General features: G+C 44.2%; 23 protein-coding genes and 1 pseudogene. 5 read left to right on the top strand and 19 right to left on the bottom strand.

What is annotated here, in order from left to right; genetic code table 11:
• Positions 1 to 73 precede the first annotated feature (73 nt).
• From U5R06_16935 to U5R06_16920, 4 genes and pseudogenes are all read left to right on the top strand, one after another.
• Entirely contained in the window at positions 74 to 772 is a 699-nt protein-coding gene (locus U5R06_16935; protein ID MDZ7724435.1) for a DUF1080 domain-containing protein, read from the top strand.
• Positions 773 to 793: 21 nt separating this feature from the next.
• Positions 794 to 1470, top strand: a pseudogene (locus U5R06_16930) (sugar O-acetyltransferase).
• A gap of 81 nt (positions 1471 to 1551) precedes the next feature.
• On the top strand, positions 1552 to 2331 hold the full coding sequence (locus U5R06_16925; protein MDZ7724434.1) for a hypothetical protein: 780 nt from the start codon (positions 1552 to 1554) through the stop codon (positions 2329 to 2331).
• Between the two features lie 379 nt (positions 2332 to 2710).
• The gene (locus U5R06_16920; GenBank protein ID MDZ7724433.1) at positions 2711 to 2875 is read left to right on the top strand and encodes a hypothetical protein; all 165 of its coding nucleotides are present in this window, start codon (positions 2711 to 2713) and stop codon (positions 2873 to 2875) included.
• Between the two features lie 154 nt (positions 2876 to 3029).
• Here U5R06_16920 and U5R06_16915 read toward each other — a convergent pair whose 3' ends face one another.
• From U5R06_16915 to U5R06_16825, 19 genes are all read right to left on the bottom strand, one after another.
• On the bottom strand, positions 3030 to 4508 hold the full coding sequence (locus U5R06_16915; protein MDZ7724432.1) for an alkaline phosphatase D family protein: 1479 nt from the start codon (positions 4506 to 4508) through the stop codon (positions 3030 to 3032).
• Positions 4501 to 4659 (bottom strand): hypothetical protein, encoded by a 159-nt coding sequence (locus U5R06_16910; protein ID MDZ7724431.1) that lies wholly within the window; start codon positions 4657 to 4659, stop codon positions 4501 to 4503. The genes U5R06_16915 and U5R06_16910 overlap by 8 nt, the downstream gene beginning before the upstream one ends.
• Positions 4660 to 4932: 273 nt before the next feature.
• Positions 4933 to 7668, bottom strand: a complete 2736-nt coding sequence (locus U5R06_16905; protein MDZ7724430.1) for an alpha-glucuronidase family glycosyl hydrolase — start codon at positions 7666 to 7668, stop codon at positions 4933 to 4935.
• A gap of 36 nt (positions 7669 to 7704) precedes the next feature.
• Positions 7705 to 8343 carry a glycosyl hydrolase family 28 protein gene (locus U5R06_16900; GenBank protein ID MDZ7724429.1) on the bottom strand — a complete coding sequence of 213 codons (639 nt, stop codon included), beginning with the start codon at positions 8341 to 8343 and terminating at the stop codon, positions 7705 to 7707.
• Complete coding sequence (locus U5R06_16895; protein ID MDZ7724428.1) at positions 8306 to 9241, bottom strand: glycosyl hydrolase family 28-related protein; 936 nt, start codon at positions 9239 to 9241, stop codon at positions 8306 to 8308. The genes U5R06_16900 and U5R06_16895 overlap by 38 nt, the downstream gene beginning before the upstream one ends.
• A gap of 61 nt (positions 9242 to 9302) precedes the next feature.
• Positions 9303 to 10022, bottom strand: a complete 720-nt coding sequence (locus tag U5R06_16890; protein MDZ7724427.1) for a hypothetical protein — start codon at positions 10020 to 10022, stop codon at positions 9303 to 9305.
• A 66-nt stretch (positions 10023 to 10088) separates the two neighbouring features.
• The gene (locus U5R06_16885; protein ID MDZ7724426.1) at positions 10089 to 11447 is read right to left on the bottom strand and encodes an alpha-glucuronidase family glycosyl hydrolase; all 1359 of its coding nucleotides are present in this window, start codon (positions 11445 to 11447) and stop codon (positions 10089 to 10091) included.
• Positions 11448 to 11636: 189 nt separating this feature from the next.
• Positions 11637 to 12518, bottom strand: coding sequence for a FlgD immunoglobulin-like domain containing protein (locus U5R06_16880; GenBank protein ID MDZ7724425.1), 882 nt, complete (start codon positions 12516 to 12518; stop codon positions 11637 to 11639).
• Positions 12487 to 12684 carry a hypothetical protein gene (locus U5R06_16875; GenBank protein MDZ7724424.1) on the bottom strand — a complete coding sequence of 66 codons (198 nt, stop codon included), beginning with the start codon at positions 12682 to 12684 and terminating at the stop codon, positions 12487 to 12489. Before U5R06_16875 ends, U5R06_16880 begins: the two co-directional genes overlap by 32 nt.
• Positions 12685 to 12790: 106 nt before the next feature.
• Positions 12791 to 13480, bottom strand: coding sequence for a PorV/PorQ family protein (locus U5R06_16870; protein MDZ7724423.1), 690 nt, complete (start codon positions 13478 to 13480; stop codon positions 12791 to 12793).
• The gene (locus tag U5R06_16865; protein ID MDZ7724422.1) at positions 13404 to 13772 is read right to left on the bottom strand and encodes a hypothetical protein; all 369 of its coding nucleotides are present in this window, start codon (positions 13770 to 13772) and stop codon (positions 13404 to 13406) included. The genes U5R06_16870 and U5R06_16865 overlap by 77 nt, the downstream gene beginning before the upstream one ends.
• 39 nt (positions 13773 to 13811) lie before the next feature.
• Positions 13812 to 14681 carry a hypothetical protein gene (locus tag U5R06_16860; GenBank protein ID MDZ7724421.1) on the bottom strand — a complete coding sequence of 290 codons (870 nt, stop codon included), beginning with the start codon at positions 14679 to 14681 and terminating at the stop codon, positions 13812 to 13814.
• A 386-nt stretch (positions 14682 to 15067) separates the two neighbouring features.
• Positions 15068 to 15262, bottom strand: a complete 195-nt coding sequence (locus U5R06_16855; GenBank protein ID MDZ7724420.1) for a hypothetical protein — start codon at positions 15260 to 15262, stop codon at positions 15068 to 15070.
• A 434-nt stretch (positions 15263 to 15696) separates the two neighbouring features.
• Positions 15697 to 16524, bottom strand: a complete 828-nt coding sequence (locus tag U5R06_16850; protein ID MDZ7724419.1) for a TonB-dependent receptor — start codon at positions 16522 to 16524, stop codon at positions 15697 to 15699.
• Positions 16484 to 17125: a TonB-dependent receptor gene (locus U5R06_16845; GenBank protein MDZ7724418.1), complete on the bottom strand. Its 642-nt coding sequence runs from the start codon at positions 17123 to 17125 to the stop codon at positions 16484 to 16486. The genes U5R06_16850 and U5R06_16845 overlap by 41 nt, the downstream gene beginning before the upstream one ends.
• Positions 17070 to 17396, bottom strand: a complete 327-nt coding sequence (locus U5R06_16840) for a hypothetical protein (GenBank protein ID MDZ7724417.1) — start codon at positions 17394 to 17396, stop codon at positions 17070 to 17072. Before U5R06_16840 ends, U5R06_16845 begins: the two co-directional genes overlap by 56 nt.
• A gap of 85 nt (positions 17397 to 17481) precedes the next feature.
• Positions 17482 to 17766, bottom strand: a complete 285-nt coding sequence (locus U5R06_16835; protein MDZ7724416.1) for a hypothetical protein — start codon at positions 17764 to 17766, stop codon at positions 17482 to 17484.
• A 34-nt stretch (positions 17767 to 17800) separates the two neighbouring features.
• A complete protein-coding gene (locus tag U5R06_16830) occupies positions 17801 to 18322 on the bottom strand; it encodes a hypothetical protein (protein ID MDZ7724415.1) in 522 nt (173 codons plus the stop codon).
• A gap of 70 nt (positions 18323 to 18392) precedes the next feature.
• Positions 18393 to 18623, bottom strand: coding sequence for a hypothetical protein (locus U5R06_16825; protein MDZ7724414.1), 231 nt, complete (start codon positions 18621 to 18623; stop codon positions 18393 to 18395).
• 390 nt (positions 18624 to 19013) lie between these two features.
• On the opposite strand from U5R06_16825, the gene U5R06_16820 reads away from it, so the two are divergent.
• Entirely contained in the window at positions 19014 to 19736 is a 723-nt protein-coding gene (locus U5R06_16820) for a hypothetical protein (GenBank protein MDZ7724413.1), read from the top strand.
• Positions 19737 to 19827: the final 91 nt, after the last annotated feature.

Raw genomic sequence — 19827 nt, 5'->3', positions numbered from 1 at the left:
AATTCAATATGTAATCAAGTCCATAAAATCAATTTCAACTTTTCGTTTAATCATTAAACAGAACAGGCCAAGTATGAAAACACTCATCATCGCATTTTTGACTGTTATTCTGATGTTATCCTGTACCTCGCAGCCGCAGATACAAACCGTGAATCTTTTCAACGGCCGCGATTTGTCCGGCTGGCATATGGACGTGCCGAAAATGGACGAGAATCCCGATTTGCCGGGCCCGTTTGTGGTGCGCGACAGTCTGCTGGTGAGTCTGGGTACGCCCAAAAGCCATCTCATCACGGATTCCAGCTATTCGGACTATCGGCTGGAGGTGGAATACCGCTTTCCGGGCGAACCGGGCAACTGCGGGGTGCTGGTACATGCGTCAACCCCGCGGGCGCTGTACGACATGTTTCCGAAATCCCTTGAAGTGCAGGCGGCAGCACGGCCATGCCGGCCATTCTGGTGCATCGTCGAGGATATTACTGTGCCGGATATGGTCGAACGGCGCGGTCCGAAAGAGGAATGGGGTATCACTGAAGGTAAAAAGCGGCGTATTCTCAATCTGACCAATGATTCCGAGAATCCCCTGGGTGAATGGAATCAAATGGTGATTGAGTGTCATGAGGATTCGATCAAAGTGTGGGTGAACGATGATCGGGTGAATTTCGGATACGACTGTAGCGCACAGAGCGGACAGATCGCTCTGCAGGCAGAAGGTTCGGAAGTCGAGTTCAGGACATTAACATTGACGCCGATTAAAAAATTGAGTGATGAATGATATAAAACGTGTGCCATTCGTATGAGCAGTCAAAATCTTAACCAGAAAGAACGCATGCTTGCAGAATTGCCCTACAAAGCCTGGCTGGATGGACTGCCCAGAGACCGGCTGCGTACAAAAAAACTGCTTTACCGATATAACCACTGCAGACCGCAGCATATGCGCAGAAAAGACCGGTTGATCAGGCGTATTCTGGCAAACGCCGGAGAAAATCTGACCATTGAAGCGCCCTTTCACTGCGATTATGGGTATAATATCGAGGTCGGGGATCATTTTTTCGCAAATTACAATCTGATTGTTCTGGATCCCGCTCAGGTCCGCATCGGCGACTGTGTTCAGTGCGGTCCGAATGTAAGCATCGTTACCGCGGACATCCGGTGCATTCTGAATCCAGAAATTCCGGATACGAGTACGGGATTTCCGTCAGCATCGGGGACAATGTCTGGCTCGGCAGCCATTGCGTCATCAATCCCGGTGTCAGCATCGGGGACAATTCTGTGATCGGCGCGGGAGCGGTTGTCACCCGGGACATCCCTGCGGACGTCATTGCCGCCGGCGTGCCGTGCCGGGTATTGCGGAAAGTAACGGATAAAGATCGTGCCTGTTATTTCAAGGAGCGGATTTTTGATGTGTCTGATTACCGGAAAAATGGTGATCGAATCGATCAGGAATTTTTAAACCCGGAACGGATACCGTGATTTACGTTTGCATTTTTCACGCTCATTCACCAGACCGCCGTTTGCGCACCCTATTAACTAAAAGCGGGAGGCAGGTATACGATGAAAAAACCGTATCGGAATATCCTGATCAATTCAACTCTGGCATTCATATCAGCCTTTATTTTGACCACTGTTTTTCACGAATCGGGGCACTATCTGGCCTATGTTTGGTTCGGGGCCGATCCGACGCTTTTTCATAACTATGTTCAGGCAAATGCTCGGAACTTGGCGACAGGTGCAAAAATCATCACATCCATGGGCGGACCGGTTTTCAGTTTGATCCAGGGTATGCTGTTCGCATTTATCGTCACCAGAAGAAAACAAAACACGGTCGGCCATTTGTTGTTTCTCTGGCTGGCGCTGTTGGGATTTGTCAATTTTTTCGGCTATCTGGCCATGACGCCTTTGAGTTCCATGGGCGACACCGGCAAAGTTGCCGAGCTTTTGCACCTCAGCTTTGGCATCCAATGGCTCATTGCAGCAGCCGGACTGCTTTTTCTGATGGGTTTGGTCTTTACGGTGGGTAAAAATTTTGCCAATTTCATTCCCGGCCGGGTGGATGAGGCTATGCAAACAAAATATGTCTATCATCTCATGTTTTTCCCGATTATCATCGGCAGCGCGGTCAATGTGGTGACATCATTTCCCGTGGTTGTCATGTTGAGTGTGGTTTATCCGGCGACCAGTTCGTTTGCCATTATGGTTTCGTTTCCCGCGATATTGAAAGCGCCCAACCGGTACGAAACGGGATCAGAAATCAAATCTAAAATCATTACGTCTATGCTGGTGCTGGTGTTATGTGCTGTTGCCTTGAACCGATTATTGACACTGGGATTCTAGTTTGCATTTTATTTTGCAATGATGAAATATACTGGTATGGATACAGACCGACTGGGTTGTGTGTAGCCTGGTTTGTGGTTGAGAATTTTATAATCCAAGAGATACAATTATTAAATATCCAAACAACTTGAGTAATACCCATTTCATAGCCACGCGCTTTAGCGCGTGGAACTCAGTATCCCTCCAACACCCTAAGGGGGCTTTAGCCCCCAAATGTTCTGACCATAAATACAGCAAGGACTGTTTTTGATAAAACCATGAGTAGGAAACCAACGCATCCGGGTGAAATCACAAGAAAAGATATCATAAACTCGCTCGGGATAATGTAACGGATGCTGCGAAAAAGCTCAGCGTTACACGCAAGACCTTATCGGCGCTATTGAATTGTAGATCCTCTCTGAGTCCGGATATAGCCATACGAATCAGCAAAGCAACGGGGACAATACCGGAAAGCTGGCTGTTTCTGCAGGCCAAACTTGATTTATGGAACGCCTCCAATCACGAGTCCCATGTTGAACCATTTGATCCTCAAAAAGCTGCATGACTCAGGAATAATCGCGTTGCGGAAAGTTTATAAAAGCTGCCCCGCAGCTAAATTCCTGATAGATGCTGTTTGATTGATCCAGGTGCTGCCGTGTCCATGATAGCATGCGGATGTCAGAACCCTCACTGTGAGGCTCCCTCTATACAAAGATCTATTACTCATTCACATGACGTTCCGCATAGCGCAGCAGTCCGTTTACATCAAAATGCCGGAACACGATGTTGGGTGTATTATCGATCCGCTCGACTGTAACGGAAAGGAAACCGCCGATCACATTGAAATAACGGTGATATTCTTCGATAAAACCATCTTTCCATCCTCCTGCGTGTTTGTCGGTGGTGGCGCCGCAGCTGTACTCGCGAACTCCGGTTGTCGGATGTACGGATACATACTGCCAGTGCCGGTCGCCGCAAATGACGTACAATTCAGGCGCTTGATCATGTATCCACTGTCTGACCCGGTTGCCTTCGTAAGCGAAATTATGGTTTGAATGGTTATCGCCTTTTGTTGCCCGGTCAGGACCGACTATCGGTGTCGGACTGATCAGAATTTTAAAAGTTGCGTCAGATTGCTTGACCGATTGTTTCAGCCATTCAAATTGTTCCCGGCCCCAGATGGTTTTTTCGGGTCCATCGGGTATGTTATTCGGACTGCGAAAATCTCTGCCCTCTACCATCCAAATCTGTAGATCTTTTCCCCAACGGCGTGTCCGGTGCGGCATATCTCCGGTCGGCATTTGCTCATTAAATAGCTTGATGCCCTGTTCAAAAGTAAACCCGATAATGTCCTTTCCGGGATAGGCGTCATTTCTGCCGATGTCATGATCATCTTTTATCATAAAGCATGGAACGGAACGATAGAACTCTTTTTGCGGTTCCAGGCCGTGGATGCGATGGTACTGCAGACGGGCGCGGTCAACGGCATTTTCCTGTTTTCCGGATGCGACCCATTCACGGTCCAGATAAACAAAGTCACCGGTGTGCACAAAAAAATCCGGGTTCATTTCATCCATCACTGTGAATATGTGGTGACCGTTTTCACGGTCGCGGTTTCTATATTTCTGACCGGTCACAACCGTAAACATCACTTTAGCGGGGTACAGAACGGGAGGGGCTGTGCAGAAATTTCCCTGCACAGTCTGACCCGGCGGTGAAGCCTCTGAAGCCCGGCATTCTGTGCTGAATGAATATTTTGTGTTTGGTTCCAAACCATTTATTTTAAATTTATGCGTATAATCCCGTGTTCCGTCAACTGCTGCCCACGGCGTACAAACCATATCAGCGGCATCTTCCTGTTTGGAATAGCATAACCTCACCTCACCCGGCATACCGGGCACTGCACCATGCATCAATTCGAGATCTATATCCGGGTAATATTTTTTCACAGGTGTTGAATCATTGAAAATATCCTGTTCACGTATTACAAATCCTGTATCTTGCCGATCGGCGTTTTTAGTCAGTCGGCACCACACAATCGCTGACGTCTGATCCACTTCGCCGATTTTCACTCCTGAGGCCTGGTATGGGGGGCCATTCTCGGCAGCAGAAATACATACCAGGCTAAAAAGAAAGGCAATCACAATGCGGATTACTCTATGGGTAAATGGAACTTTAAATCCCGATCTTTCAATCATCTCCGTGTCCTATAGCTAAATATTTGATTTGATAAAAAGGCAAAGGAAAAAATATTCCTGGTGCCATTTGATTTGTTCTCACCTGCATTTTCCGGCGGGTACGCTCAAGGATTTGTTCGTCTTTGCGTTTGGCCCGGCTTTTATTGTTCATGCGCCATTGCATTTTAAGAAGTCATCAATATTGTAGCGGTGTCCGCTCACCTGATCCAGGCCATATATCACACCCGGGGCATAGGAGAGGGTAATGAGAAGCAATATCCAGATAATTCCGGTTTTTTTCTTTAACACAAAATCTGCCTTTAACAGGTTCTGCGGGTTTTCGGACTATGGGTGAGCTGTCCTGAACTTGCAGCAGGACAGCTCGTTCTGGTCTAAACTTTCAGGTGCGGAGTTCAGGTTTAAGTGTCTAATTTCAACTACAAAATCAGTCGATTACATCACTATATTCGTATCCGGTCAAGTGTTCAAATATTTCGTTCATTTGCCGCCGCCTGCTCTCGGCAATGTCAATATAATCTTTTAAATGATTTCGGGTATAATCGAACTGTCTCTGATTGATATGACCATCCAGTTGATTCCACAATTTCAGCATCTGCTTTGTTCCCGCGACGGCGTCATCCAGATTGGCATACATGTCCTCGATCAGAGTCCTGCCGTTTGTGAGTTTGTAATCATATTCGACAAAATGAAAGTACGGCAGAAACGCTTCAGTTTTTACGGGGTCAGCAAATACGGAGCGCAGTTGCGGAGCATATTGCTCAAGTTCTTTCTTTTGGGCTTTGGTATTCACTATTCCAAAGCCCTTTTTGTTGAGAATATGAGGAGTCTTGCTCTCGACCAGGTTGTCTTCAGAGGTGTCGAACCAGACGCCTCTGTATCCGCGATACAGATAAAGGTTCTTTAATACATTATCCGAGAGGTACAATATATCTTTGACGGTTTTAGCGACCTTTGGGTCTTTATTAAACGTTAATTTTATCCATTCGTCGTATATTTGATCCACTGAAATGTCGGGATTCCATCCGAGTCGGCCCAATCCGTAATAGTTTGCCATATTCAATGGATTGGATGTCCAGGCGGGGGACGGGCTGATCATTGACACACCCAGCAGACATTTTATTTCATTTTTGTTATAACTGCCAGGACCATTGCGATAATTATCGTAATCCATCCACCATTTCCATTTTTCAATCCAGGATGCCGGCCAACTTTTTGCCACGACCATCTCTGTACCGTACGCAGTTTCCCGCAGCGCGCCGTCCAATGGTGAGATCGGAGCAGACAGGTCCCAGTCCAGGGGGTTGGCCTTGCCGACAATGGTCACGTTTTCGCGGTATGTGCCGTCATTGGGGACATAGATATCGTACTGCATAGTGTTTCGATACACCGGGGTCAGGTGTTTGTATCGGTGTTTGCCATAAACAAAACCGCGCACCAGAGCCTGGCCGCCGTACGGCAGTAAATTATCAGCAATTTGATTGACCATGGGAGGGAAGGGATTGCCCAATTGACCTTCGGAGCCCAGTTTCAGCAGATAACCGCCAAAGTCCGGAACATGGGCATACAGCGTATCAGCTGTAGCTTTTTCCAGGGCCAACAGATAATTGGGCGTCCAATACAGGGTGATCCCGTAATTGCGGAATATTTCAGCTAATAATTCCACCTCATCCAGGTGTTCTAAAAAATTATTCTGAAATTGCCAGTTGATTTCGGTCGGACACACGGCATTCCAGCCTGCAGATGCCAGTAACCGGGCCCAGTCTTTTATTAATTTGGTATTTCCTGTGCGCAAATCCTCCCAGCTGTAAATAGAATTATAGCGATTGCTCTCCCATTTAAAGGAATTGATTTCCTTTGCATGCCAACCGTCACTTGCAAATCCGCGAAACCAGTCCCAATGCCCTATTAAGCGTATTTCCACTTTGGGATTTGAAAGGATATCCAGTTTGTCCAAGTCTTTTTCAAAATTGATCTTTCTGATTAAATCAAAGGCGCCGAATACAACACCGGCGGGTTTATTAGCGGCAACAAAGATGCAGAGACTACCATGATAATCTACAGTTTTAATAACATATCCATCATGAACAATTTTATCCAATTCGAGAACCGCAGCCATTTCACTTATAATTTTCGATTCAGAAGGTGTTCCGAGGATAATGTTCCCCTCTTTAGCCGGCGATGAAATAACTTCAAGTTCTGGCTTTTGATGAATAGCAGCGGTCAATTCTTGGCCTGCTGTATAAATGGTTGAGTTCTGTCCCTGGATCACGATATGTTTAAATTTGAACGGATTTACTGTATTGTCCGGCTTTTCTCTCAACCAGGCATCATATAATTCTTTATCGGATTCATTGAAGGAATAGACATAGAGGTCTTTTGGTGGTTTGATGATATCCTGTCTTGACTTGTAAATAGATGTGGTCGCGTTGTATATTCTTTGCACATCCGCTATTTCAAAAATTTCATCATAGATTCGAATGTCATCGATAAATCCTGTAAACTCTTCTGCGATTACAATTTTGCCGAGATCTTGTGTTTTTAACGCTTCCACATCAGATTCGGACAGATCAATGACTGCTATCAGTTCTCCGTCACGCCACCCAATAAACCTTTTATTTACATAGTCAAATGTGACGGCAAAATGATGCCAGACATTATTGCTGATCATGGCATTGTCATGAGGATAAAATGCGTCCTCTCGCATTACATACTTGTGCCATTTATCATTCATGACAGTGCCGGAAAATTTAAAGCTGGTCTCGCCTTTGAATCTTGCTTGCAGATAGCCCCTATAACTTCGCAGAGTAAATGCACCATTGTCATAGTCGACCAGATTATAATTATGCACATAACTTGAATTGACCCATAAACTGATGGTACCGGCTTTGATAGCGAGTTTGGAATCAGCATTTGTTTTTATGGTAATCGGTTTGCCGTCAGGCATCACTTTCATGCAAAACTGGTCATTACCAAGGGGATAAGCCATGGCATCCCCCAAATCAGCGGGATTGTTATAAGCGGAACCATCCTGCCCTGTGCCTGCAGGGAAATCCCATCTACCGACCGGAGCGGCGGTATTTTTGTCTTTTGCCATGCAGAATGATACGGACAAGAGCATGACAATTACCTGTGTTGCCGTTATGATTCTGAAAAATTTCATATTTTACCTTTCACACTTTTAAACCAAGACAGGCTTTTAGTACCTTTTATTCGTTGCGCTTTCATTGACGTCGTCAAGTCCGTCACAATTATGGATTTTGAAATCATGCACCCTTTCTCTTAATTCGATGCGGTATTCTATACCGGACCCTTTCTGCAGGAAAGTGTCGGACAGTTCCACACTGGAACCCTCATCAATCACAAATGCGGGTCTGTCGTCATTTTGCTCAAAGCCGAACTCACATTCCCTGAAACTGATATTTTTCACATGTCTGAGGTACCAGGCATAAGAAGGGATAGCGCCGACTTTTCTCGGGAATCTTTCGTCATTTTCTGATGGTTGAATAGACGCTTCAGAAAGCGGATGTCCGCCTTTTGCCCGGATGTTTACATCTTTGAATGTAACATTTTCAATGGGGGTGCCGGGTTTGCCCCAAATCACCGAAGGCATTTCTCTGTTTTTTATATAACTGAAACAATCTGTTGCCGTAATATTTTCAAAATCAATATTACGAATGACACCGCGGCTGTATGTACCCGCGGGTACGCGCGCTACATCCGAAATTTTGAGGAAAATGGGGACAAATGTTTTTTCCATGCTTATATTTTTATACGTTACGCCGTCGATCACACTGCCGTCATTGGATGTCAATGCTGATTCCGGCTTTGCCGGCATTTTTAATCCGAATGTTCTCGAAACGGATGTTCTGAAACGTACCGATTGTTTCGGTTCCGAATTGAAGGGGATTGCAGCCGCTTGCAAGCGTACAATTGACTACCCGGATATTTGTGCTCGGCAGGGCTTCACCTAATGAGAGATCGCTGCCGAGTTTGATTGCATCATCACCTCCGGCCGGAACCCCGTTCTCATAGCGAACCGCATCAATATAACAATCGCTTATTATGACGTTGCTGCATTGGGATAAATTAATTCCATCGCGGCTGGTGTTAATGTTGACATTGTTAACAGTCAGATCCGAACAGCCTGTTGCCAGTATGGCATAATGTCCGCCTTGTACTATATTCAGATCCCTGATCTCAATGTCTTTGCATAATTTAAGAGCGATGCCCTTGTCTCCTGTACCTTTGGGAACATCGCTGCTGCGGGTTAATGCTGATCCATCCAGGGTGCCGGGGCCTAATATTTTAATGTTTTCGAGATTTTTGCCCCATATCAGAGAGGCTTCCCAGTGGTAATACGCAGCATCCATTAAACCCTGATCGTGTTCATTGGGTTCCCAGTGATCCATGACGCCGGTCAGTGCCTTGACAATGGCTCCGGAATCCAGCTTGATTGTGACATTGCTTTTCAGATGAATCGAACCTGTGGCATAGATTCCTTTTGAAAAACGAACAACGCCGCCGCCTGAATCAGAGCATGCCGTGATTGCCGCATTGATTGCAGCTGCATCATTGCTTTGTCCATCTGCTTTTGTGCCAAAATCGGATACATAAAATAATTTGTCTGTGTCTGTTTTGTTTTTATTGTTATCAGGAGATATCAATGTACAATTTAGAAAAAATAAGGAGCAAGCGAGGATCAAGAAACTCGATAGATTGTTGATAATTTTCATTGATATGCCTTCCATATATTCATTTTTTGTGTCATTCCAGTTTTTAAAATTAATTGAATCTTTACTCGGCTGAAGACGATGCAGATCTCATGTCACACGGATAGTCGCTGAATTTGCGAAAAAATTGTGTGCTTTTATTGTGCCATTTTTCTGCGTGCTGTTGCTGTTCTTCAAGCTTATTCAAAACATGCTGATATCGTTCATCATCAATCAGGGGTTTTAACGACTCCCACAATGATATCATTGTGTTGACATAGTCCAGACCTTTATCATATTTGAGACAGAGTTCCTGCCAAAATGTATTGCCGGATTTCATTTGATGATCCCAATCAACTTTGTGAAAATAGCTTATGTATTTTTCCGGCGCTGTTTTAATATTATTAAATCGATCATTTATGGGGCTAAAATACTGGTCTACAGCGCCTGTGCCGCTGCGGGTACGCTCATAGCCCAATCCCTGACTGTCGGCAAACCAGTACCTGTTATTGCGCTTTTCATGACCGGGCTCATAATGCTGTCCATCCATGGTAAAAATCAGTCCAAGGGGGGTCATATAGTTAACAACCGCTTCCCATGATCCCGACATGATCGATTTTATTGTACTGACAATTCTGTCATCGTTTCCCCATGTCATTCTGATCCATTCTTCAGAGATTTCATCTGAAGACAGTGAATAGTCCCAGGCCAAACGTCCGAAAGCATACCAGTTTGCCTGGGCAAAGTGATGCCCGCACCAGTTTCGGTCCGAACCCGTATTGGCAACGCCTGCAATACCGGTCATAGAATGATTATCCAGAGATCCGTCGATAACGGTTGCGACAAATGAGTTTTACCTTTGGCATAGGTGTCAAAATTCAGAATTTCTTTCCACATCGGAGTCCAGATAGACAAGATATGTAGATTCACCAAGATATTCCTGGGTGATCTGGAATTCCATTAACAGGGGAGTTTGAGGCATGGCCCCGAATAACGGATGAACCGGTTCGCGCGGTTGAAAATCCAGCGGTCCGTTTTTCGGCTGAATAAAAACATTCGATTCAAATTGTCCATCCAGAGGAACAAATTCTTTATACGCGCGTTTTGCACGGTCTGAATCAATATCGGAATTATAGACAAAAGCTCGCCACATGACAATGCCGTTATGCGGTTTTAGAGCCTTGGCCAGCATATTGGCGCCCTCGGCATGAGTGCGTCCGTAATCCTGAGGCCCCGGCATGCCTTCTGAATTGGCCTTTACAAGAAATCCGCCGAAATCCGGTATATATTTATAAATTGTATCGACTTTATTTGTCCACCATTGAATCACATCGGGATCCAGAGGATCGGCTGTATGCAAATTTCCGATTCCTCCCCATTTTTTAAATGCAAACGGCGTCTCTGAAGGCTTCATCGGGGCATTATAATTGGCGGTTAAATATACGGTAATTCCGTACGGCCTGAAAATATCGGACAAAGCTGCTGCTTTTTTTAGATATTCGTTTTTTAAAATATGCGGCTCAGCATTCACATTGTTCAGGACAACACTGTTTATGCCGATTGATGCGTTGGCTCGGGCGTAATCCCGGTATCGATGATCAATCTCATCCGGCAAGTCCTCCCACTTCCACAGGGTTTTTCCGGCATAACCGCGTTCTATCGTGCCAAAGCGGGTAGAATAAATATTATCCCAGTGATTTAAAAACCGTCGCTGAATTTTTGGAGACTGAATGATATTTAATGCGTTGATGGGTTTACGGGTTTGCAGCAATCTCAAAAAATGAAAGGAACCGTATAAAGCCCCGATTTTATCGTCTGAAGCGATTACGGTGATTTTTTTTCCCTGTACAACGGCAGACCGGATGATATATCCCTCATCGCCTAATTTCCCGAGTTCTTTTTCCCATCCTAATGATGCAATCCATGCAGAACTTTTTACCGATCCGACCGCAACAGCGCCATCGCGGGTGATATGAGAGGACTGTTGCATATCTTTTTGTAAAAGATTTGCCAATCCCCTGGAAAGTTCATTTTTTATGATTTGAAATGTTTTGCCATTGCCTGGAACAACAATCTCGGTAACATTCTGTTTATATTGTTGAAGCAATTGAGGATTTTTCACACGCTCATATTGCAGCCAAAGATTGTATCCATCTTTGGCATAACTGTTCAAAACAATACAAAGAATACCTGCCAATAAAAATACATAACGATTAAATGCTTTTTTCATCTTTTTTCCTGACGAGTTTTACCCAAATCCCGGTCTGCGTCGAAAATACCAGCATCGAAATTAACTTTTTAACCGTATATCCCTCCGGATACACCAGATCTGTTTCTTTAGCCGTAGTCATGCACCTTTACTAAAAGTGCCATGCAGTGAGAATACATACATGGCACTTTTGTGATTTTGTCAATGAATCTATTTCATCATGGTCATTTTTTTCATCTCAACCTGCTGACCTGCCTGCAGACGGTAAAAATAGATACCGCTGGGCAATTGATTGCCGGCATCGTCCTGACCGTTCCAGTTCACCCGGTAATCACCGGCTGTTTGTGCTGCATTCACCAGTGACCGCACTTTATGTCCTATTGTGTTGTAGACTTCAAGTGTGACATTGGATGCGGTTGAAAGCTTATAATCGATCATGGTTACGGGATTGAATGGATTCGGATAATTCTGCAACAGCTGTAGACTGGAAGGAGCGCTTGTGCCTTTTGCGGCAACGCCTGTTTCCAGACCTGTCAGTTCACTGGGCAGAGCCATACCTTCTCCCGGTGCATAAGCGCCGCTTTTGTCCCAGATAACCCAGTCGAACAAACAGCCATGCATGCCGCCGGTACTGGAATCGCCGATTTTGATGTAATTTTGATCCACGGATTTGTCTGTAATGCCGGTAATAAGCGGTTCCGGATTTTCATCCACATAGATATTGACTTCATTCCCTTTTAAGGTAAATCGATATATATGCCAATCGACTACCTCTGGAAACTCGACAACCTGATCAATATAATTAATGTCGATTACGCCCGGGTAATCAAGACGGAATTCTTCCCGCCATTGGCCATTGCGTAGCGATACATAGCAATACCGGTAATCATTGTCATCATCAGCCTGTGCATCCAGAATGCCCTGGGAGGGTTTGGTCCGGAACACACAGGTTACGCCTACAGATGGATCCTCAATATTCCAGTTGTTGATAAACGATTCCTTGCGGTCGCCGATTAACTCTTCAACCTGAATTAAATGATTGCCCTCGATATCCGGGTCTTCAATCACGGAAAAACAAATCGGATACACCATTATCCGTAATAAAATCCGTATTGTCCTGTTCGACCCAAGCCGAATCTCCCATAAATGTGTTTTCCGGCAGATCCGAGCAATCATAGACAACCCATTGACCGAAAGCAGTGCCGAATCCCAGGACCAGTACTGCAACTAAAATGAATTGTATCATTTGCCTTTTCATGACTTCCTCCAATTATTTGAGTGTAATTATTATGAATTAATGAAACAATTTATCTGATAATCACCTCCTCCACATGAATGTATTTCCAATACCATGCATTTTCTGGTTAAAAATCCACAACAAGAGAAAATCTGTCTACCATACCGAGTATGGAGCCGAACTCGGAATAGGAATAATCGAATTGAAAGCCTTTGTGTCTGAATCCGACACCCAGGGAAAAACTTTCCACATCATAATTGAATTTATATCCGCCGCGTATGGCCAAAAAATCATTGTACACGTATTCGCTGCCGATATGAACCCTTTCTGAATAATCCCGGGGATTTACACCTTCCAGGGCAAGCATGAGTTTATGCTGTTCTGAATCCACATTGACCATTTGCAAAACATCACCCGAAAAACCCACTCGGAATGTCAAAGGCAGTACAAAGTTTTCATCGATATATTTTATCTCTTTTGAGAAATGCTGGACAGAAACCGCCACTTTCACGGCATTCCATCCGGTATTGTACAGGGTTCCGATATCAAAGGCCAATACAGAAGATTTCTCGGCGATCAGATCCTGTTCACAATATTTGACCGTAATACCGGCGCCGAAACTGTTTGTGAACCGCTGCGCATAAGTGAGACCGATGGCCATTTCTGTGACGTTCAAATTACCGGTATCTTCATATCCCAGATTAGAATTGCTGATTCGGGTACCTTTAATGTCACCATTATCAAGGTTCACCGCATTGATACCCAGGAATCCATAGCTGCCCAAATTGAATGCGGCAGACACGGCCTGACGTTTCATCTCTGCGAACCGGATCGGAATACTGGGCAAAAGCCAATTCCTTTTGATCGAAGCAAGACCAGCAGGTATTGGAAAATACCGTTGATGCATCTCCCTCCAGGGTGACCACCGCTCCGCCCATGGCAGCGCTGCGTGCACTGGATCCGATTTTTAAAAATTGGTATCCGGTTTGAGCGACTTTTTTAACATTTTCAAATTCCGGAAAGTCTTCACGAATTTGTGAAAAAATGATATTGGGAACAGACAAAACAATGATCATTGTTATTAATATTTTGAAAGAGTATTTTTCCATTGTCAACTCCTTTTATTGAAAAAAATTGGACAGAGAGCGCTATCGAATAATAATAAATTTGCCCATCATGCTGCCCTTACCTTCTGTACTTTTGACGTGATAAACATAGATACCGCTCGATATAAACTGGTTATATTGGGTAACCTGGAACCAATCGTGTGTCCCCTCATCGGAATCATGATTGATTTCATCCACAATGTCGCCGGATTGTGTGAAGATGGTGATTGTACAGGGTCCCGGCAAGCCCGCAAAGATTATTTTGTCTTTTTGACCGGTATAATTTCCCTGACCGGATCTGTCATAAACAAACGGATTCGGAACCACTCTGACATCTTTTAAATCTTCCGCTCCCAGGGCTGTTCTGGGAACTGCAGATTTTCTCGAAGTCCGAGCCCAGTATTTGCTGCTTTCCGCATCTTTGCTGTTCATGGCCGTTAATACGCAATAATAATCAAATCCTCTTTTAACACTGTCATCTCTTATAGATGTTTCTGTTATACCCTCCATGACCAGAGGATAAATAACTGAATCCTGCACACCGAGCGCTCTGTAAATATTATAGTATTCAGCATCCGGAACCGCTTCCCAGTTTAAATCTATATATCCCGGGCCGCTTTCAATGGTTATGGCAGCAGGCGGTTCAGGATTCATACCGGCGGGTAGCTGTAAATCATCCCGCCACAGTTTTTTTGATCTGCTCAATTTGTTCAGCAAATCCGTTTTACCCCAGCGCAGAAACTCATTTTTCTGGGTATCGGTAATTTCACCATTTTTATACTTTGTTCCCCATTCCCGGCATTCTTCGGTACTGCGGGCGCCAACCCCCATAAACAAAACGATATTCACGGTATCTCGCAAACGCCAGGTCATACGGACCGACTGACATGTATACTCTGGGCTGCTGTTCATTTTTAGGATCGATACCGGGAGTATCCGGATCTATGGGAGGAGGATAATTTCCGGGTGTTGTTAAATATGAATAAAACTCGTCTTCGGTCCAATTGCTTAGATCATAATTGGCGCCGCGCAAAACCGACACAACTTTTGTTTGATCATTAGTGGCATTCCTGTTGCTTTGGTCGGCATGTACAAGCTGTATCTCCGCGATAAGATGTCAGAAATTCCCAGTCCGTAGCATAGGCTGGATTGCCCTCATCTTCATACTCGCCATTGCTCGGATCATTGTCGTCCCAAGCGGTAAAGCACACTCCCGCAGCGAGTCTTCCGGATCATCTCCGTAATAATCCATAAAATGAGAACTCACGCCGGGATGGTGACGGTCTGACAAATGCTGGTCAGGCCATGATTTCCAACGGTCCAGTATCAAGTAAAGGTCTGTTAAATCCTGATCCGGTAAATCCATCTTCAACTTCATTGGCTTCACCCGTATTGATAAACATATAATGGGTGAGAGCGAAATCCTGATAATCTTCATGACTGAACCCGTAGGTTCTTGCTACGATACGTAATCCCATACTTGAAATATACACGTGTTTGATCATTCTGCGATTGGCTGTCAGATTTTCGTCTAAATACTTTCAATACTGCTCAAATTTTCAGAACATCTCCGCCGTCCACAATAATGTTCGTAGGAGCGTATCGAATATATTTATGGAAGAGTGAGGATAAATGCCTCCCACCTGATATTCATACAGTGTTCCGTTGGGATCTGTCCAGTTTTTTGCCATAAAAGAGATTGTACTCTTCTGCATTCCCAACCATCTTCTTCATCAAATCAGCCGGATACAAAATTCATACGAGCCGTCATCATTAACATCCATTTGAAATCTTCCCAATCAGAATCCAGTAATTTCGCTGAACCCTGGAAAATGCGAAATATTAATATCAAAATTGGAAAATAGTTAAAAAATCTATCTACCGTCATTTTGAAATCTCCATTTATAGTACATGTCGAATTGGAAAATTAGAAACTCATCCTGATGCCGAGCCAGATATCGCGTGTCGGACCATACAGCAGATAATACATTCCTTTATCCAAAAGTTTTTGAACATCGGGATCGTCATATTCACCCGGTTTCATACCCTTTTCAGCCACAAGTTCCAAATACTGCTGCTGACTGATGAGTGACTGGTTCCAGAAACTACCGTCGCCGTCCAGAAATTTGGAATTTAACAGGTTTTGGATTTCTGTATACAATTCCGTGTAAATCCCAAACAGCCTGAATCCTTTTGATAGATGCAGATCGATGTTATGCCAGGACGTCCACTGGATATTATTTTCTTCTTCACCCGGATACGTTTCGGAATGATAGGTCAGCCAATTGCCTGCTTCCCAGCGTAAATAGGTGGTGATTTGAACATCGGAAAAGAGCGTGTTCATAACCGGCTGTTTTAAGGATTCCGGGGTTCGAAAGGTCAGGTTTGCCCTGAACCTGGGGCGTGGACGCGGTTTGCTTCGATTTGGGCGATTGCATATATTTCGGAATAGATCTTCAAAATAAGCCTGGTATCCATACCATCCTCTGTTTGACAACCTGTAATCATAACTTGTTAGCTCTTCCGCCAGATATTTGTTATAAGGCAGAAACAACTCAAATTCAAATCCGCGAATATCCCGATACCGGTTGTTCATTCTTCTATAATAGGAACCCGGATACGTATCACCCAGAAATGCAATGGTTCCTATTTCATTGGATGCATCCTTGTAATAGCCGGTTAATTTGTAGGTAAAGATGTCGGCAACATTATGTTCAACACCCAGTTCGTAAGAAATGGTTTTGCGGAAATTCATATCTTGCATTTCCCATCATTTCCAGACTGCTTGTTTGTTCGCGAATATCAGTATAAAGATCTTCCACGGTAGCACGCTGAAAGAAATATCCGTAATTAAAAAACAGTTTGGCATTGTCTGTGATGGGATGTGATACGCCCAGCCGCGGACTCACAACCACTTTCATGGGCGGAACTTTACTGGGCGCATAATACAGACTGTCATAATTGACGCCTTTTGTATAATAATAGGACCAGGGATCGGTGAACGCACCTTCGAATGATTTAAAGCCATCCATGCGTACACCAATGTTCATGACCATGCCTTCAAATTCTATCTTGTCTTGGATATAGGCGCCCACTTCCAGGTAAGAGACATTGCGTTCAGTCCAATATTCCGGCGGCTGATCTATACGGTGGTCGCTCCAGCGGTGGCGGCCGTAATCGAGATGCATCTTATTTAATGTAGCTTTGAATCCGGATTTGAGCTGATGCCGGTTGGTTATCTGATTGGTATAATCACCGCGCAGCTGGAAGGCATCATACCAGGTATAATCCCGCCAGCCTTTATCCTCGCCCATACGGTGAATGTTCAGTACATCTTCGGCATTGATTCGGAGCAAAGTTTAGCGGGGTTTCATCGAGCCTTACATCTCCGACCATTTTGACGGTTGTGGTATCCCGCATCTCGCCGGGATGGGCCCGGTATTTTGTTCTGTCATATTGAAATCTGACTTTATAAAAGGACCGAGGATTGATCACATGTTCCAACTCCAGGCCGTGAAGTGTCCGCCATACGTTGGCATGCACCATTCGGGTGTCAGAATTAAAGAGATGCCCCGCAGCGGTTCCATCCATGGCATCTTTAACGTTTCCCCAGTAATGGGCATCCACATACCTGCCCGGCTCTGCGTCATAGGTTACCGATCTGGTCTCACCATAATTACCCGTGTACCGAAGCTTTAAATTGTTATTCAGTTTAATTCAATTTTAATGAATGCGTCTGGTCCACGAAAGCGGGTCTTGAAAACCGGAATGCAAACAGTGTTCTGTCAAAATATCCGCTGTAGAAAAAATGCAGTTTATCATTGGTAAAGGGAACAGGTCCGCCGAACGTGGATTCAATATAGTGGTCCGGTTCATTGGCATAATCCTGCGGTCTGTGCTGATATTTCCAGATTTCCAGCATTTCTTCCGGACTTTTGGCTACACCGGCATTCCCATAAGGACCGGGTACTGTTTTTTCACCGCCGTTTCGTTCCATATACGAGTTCCATCCTTCGAAATCCGGTGTGCCGTCACCATCCCGGTCCGGAGAGGGCTCCAGATATAAATAGCGGCCGACGTCCCACCAGTTTTCCGGAGAGAATAATATTGGGTTCGAAATGCTTTCTGGCAGCCGGACTTGTTCTGTAATCCAGACTAAAGGTATAATTGGGACCGCCGTCCTTTGTCACCACATTGATCATACCTGATCTGGCTTGCCCATATTCCGCGCTAAAGCCGCCGGTTAATACCTGGATTTCCTTTACAGCGGACTGCGGGACTTTAATCACCGGCATACCGACACGTCTGTCGTTGCGCGATAAATCATCTACAAAGTAGCCGATTTCATCAATTTCTCCGCCGCGGATACTGAGGTGCCCGTACAAGTTCCGTTCGATTCCGACGCCCATGGCAATGGACTCGCGTAAATCCACACCTGTCGGCATCGAGTTGATTTCCCGGGCCGTCAATGCCATCTGTGAAAATGAAACATCCTTTTGGATTTTCTCCCGTTCAGCGACAATGGCAACTTCTTCGCCTTCTATGGTAGTCATCGTTAATGAAAAATTGACGGTCGTGGTGCGGTCAATGTTTACCTGATGTTTTTCAATGTTTTATAGCCCATCATTTTTGCTGAAACGGTATAGATGCCCGGAGAGACATTAATGATAAAAACAAGATCCTCCAATCCGTCGGAGCCCCCATCTTTGTGCCTGCAATGGTGACGTTAGTACCCGGCAGGGGCTCGCCGGTTTCCGCATCCATAACTTTACCTGTGATTTTGCCTGTTGTTGCAGAAAACACACTAACAGCAAATAAAAGCAAAAGCAACAAGCTGTATAATTTTTTTTGCATGTTAACCTCCAAATCAATAATAGTTACAGCTTTACAATCCCGGAATCAATTGTAAACACATTTGGTATTGAGTTCTTGATGCCTTTATAAAAAGAATGCATTCCAATTCTGTATAATTCTCTATATTTTGTTCATAACCAATGCTCATTGTATTTTTATGGAAACAAATGAACAATCTGCTTTGGTATATACTAATAATTGCAATACATTGCCAGTGAAAAACTTGTTATAAACATGTCAAAAACAAAGTATTTGCAAATGCACGGATAATTCATATATTAGATTTGTGAATAAGGTCTGAATAATTTGACAGTTAACGTGTGATAATATTAGCTGGAGTGTAACATTGTCAAATTTTAATTTAACCAATAGATTGTCAGGTAATATCCTATGATTGACAAAGAAACCGCATATACAATATATACAACTCTCATTGAGAGTTCATACTTTAATTCCGAAATTGATCGCAAGTTCCTGAAATATCTTATTGACGCCTCTGTTAATCACAGAACACTTAAAGAAATAGATATTGCCATGGAATTTTTCGGGAGAACTGACGTATCCCCATTCTCCTCTTTGGACTCGATCGTTCGGTCTCATATGTATTCTCTGCGGAAAAAACTGCAAACGTACTATTTGACAGAGGGGAAAGAAGATAAGAAAAAATTGGTTTTGCCCAAAGGTCAGTACAAGGTGGAATGTGTTGCCACTCAAAATCAAGTCCCCTCAAAAAAGATTAAAAAGAATGCATATGCTGTATTTGCTGCAGTCCTTTTACTATTTATTGCGTTGTCCATCTATTATTTTCAAAAAAGTTATTCTCTGGAAAAACAAGTTCATGGAAATCAGTACAATCATCATGAGAATCCAATTTGGTCTGACTTTATAGAATCTTCTCTGCCGACACTCCTGGTGATAGGTGATTACTATGTCCTTCAACAGCCGCTTGAAACCAATGAGCGTGAACGGTTTATCCGGGATGTGGAAATCAATTCAAAAGAGGATTCTGAAAGTTTTCTCTGGGGAGATCATCCTCAGGAAAATGGAAATTACCGAAACCCCTTTGACGTATTTGGGGATGGAAGTTCCTTATGTGGTTTCGATCCTGGATAATATCTATAATGGACATAAGAACAAGCTGAATATAAAATTAGCGTCAGATTTGGCCTGGCAGGATATGCTGCAGAACAATATTATTTTTGTT

This window comes from candidate division KSB1 bacterium, from assembly GCA_034521575.1.
Classification (GTDB): domain Bacteria; phylum Zhuqueibacterota; class Zhuqueibacteria; order Residuimicrobiales; family Krinioviventaceae; genus JAXHMJ01.
Note: the sequence above shows the minus strand (reverse complement) of the source record. Positions and strands in the feature narration are given on the sequence as shown.